The following is a 1,695-nucleotide window of genomic DNA, read 5'->3' on the forward strand; positions in this document are numbered from 1 at the left end:
GGCAAGTTTAAACCGGTAATCCAGGTGAGCTTAAACAAGGTTGGTGCAACAAAATATTATACCGATGCCGCACAGGCCTATAACAAAGTTCCATTTGTATCTAAGATCAATCCCGATATCAGCGATTATGTAACTCAAAAAGCTATAGATGGCTTATTTGTGGAAATAGCTAAAGAAGAGCTGAACATCCGCCAAAACCTGGGTGCACGTACCACGCCATTGTTGCAAAAAGTGTTTTCTTTTGCTGATAAGAAGAAAAACGGCCAATAATAACTTTAAAATTCTAATAATCTCCTTTGATAATCAGTTTACGATATAATAAACATGGTTGAAAAATGCTTCTTGCTGCGAAGGGTTGCCCATAAATTAATAAACTAATTGGTAATTGTAAAATGGGAAGTATTCGCTTCGTTTGATTTTATAGATCTTGTACAAAAAGAAGTTTAAACCGAAGGACCTGTCTGTAAATATTAGCCACCAGTATCATGACTATGAGGAAAAGGCTCAAATTGGCCCTTGAATTTGAGATAGCTATCTGATGTCATAAGAGAATAACATGCCTGAATAAACGATATCATAATATTAGTTTATCAGGTGGGTTGTACTGTTGGAGATCTTAAATTTTTGTAAGCCTGTTGTTAAGTTTTTTGATGATATTCAAATACGGCCTAATGCCCCAATTCTAATTGATTTTTCACCAATTCATAGTATTTACCTCTTTGAGTCGTTAGTTCATCATGAGTTCCGATTTCGTCAACTTCCCCTTTATTTAATACAATAATTTGGTCTGCGTTTCGAACGGTACTTAGTCTATGAGCAATAACAACGACAGTTTTTGAGGCAGCGTTTCCACAAATTCCCATAGGCAAGCTGTCTCCAAAGCAAGTTTAACACGTGCCTTATCAATATTCTTTTCCTGCATCGCAACATTTTGCGCAATAGATGTATTATAAATGAATCCGTCTTGCATAACTACGCCACATTTTTGGCGATAATCGTTGGTGTCCGTTACTTTCATGTCTTGATCGTCAAAGATAATCTTACCCTGCTGAGGTTCATAAAAGGCCAGCAATAGCTTAAGTAAAGTAGTTTTACCACTGCCGCTCGCGCCTACAATGGCGGTAATTTTTCCTTTGGGAATACTAAACGCCGAAGTTATAGATATGCTATATGGAGGCGCACGCAGCTTTAACGAATGTGCAACCCACTCTGGGTCATGCTCAGAGTTGACAGCCTGCGGCACCTATAACTCCTGCAGTGATAAATGTGTGATTAACAGCCAGGCAGCCTGAAACAAAGGTATCTTTAAACTCTGCAACGCCTTTGAAAACAGCAAGAGGTTATTCCGTTTCCGGGGTGGCCTCTTGCTGTTTCTATCATGTATAACTATAGCTCGTTATTATTGAGAATGTCCGTTATCGTTGCCTCAATTTTTTTGTTCGAGACGATTTTATATTGTCCAGAATTGAAATTTAACATCCCATCAATAACAGCCCCTTTTTTATCGTAACGCTTTCCGGTTATTTCAATGGCGCGATTGGCCGATATTACCCCATCAAATTTGCAGGGAAAATTTTGTTGTTTTCCGGTACTTATATTTGTAATTGCCAGGTAACTGGAAGAAGAATCGATATAAAGGATCATGAAGTAAAGAACCTTCTTGTTTTTTTCCACTGTGAATGAATCCGATTTAAA

The 1,695-nt window shown here is 37.9% G+C and carries 3 protein-coding genes; 1 reads left to right on the forward strand and 2 read right to left on the reverse strand.

The genetic code is table 11. The features are described 5' to 3' along the window. The coding region (locus AC1DPZ_RS26625; protein ID WP_477409186.1) for a DUF4197 domain-containing protein at positions 1-270 on the forward strand (270 nt) is incomplete at its 5' end. A 535-nt stretch (positions 271-805) separates the two neighbouring features. On the opposite strand, the gene AC1DPZ_RS26630 is transcribed toward AC1DPZ_RS26625, so the two are convergent. Then, the gene (locus tag AC1DPZ_RS26630; RefSeq protein WP_477409188.1) at positions 806-1,243 is read right to left on the reverse strand and encodes an ATP-binding cassette domain-containing protein; all 438 of its coding nucleotides are present in this window, start codon (positions 1,241-1,243) and stop codon (positions 806-808) included. Positions 1,244-1,386: 143 nt separating this feature from the next. Then, positions 1,387-1,695, reverse strand: a 309-nt coding sequence (locus AC1DPZ_RS26635) for a hypothetical protein (RefSeq protein ID WP_477409190.1), incomplete at its 5' end; no start/stop codon positions are given.

The sequence above is a fragment of the Mucilaginibacter sp. P4_G9 genome (assembly GCF_056400985.1).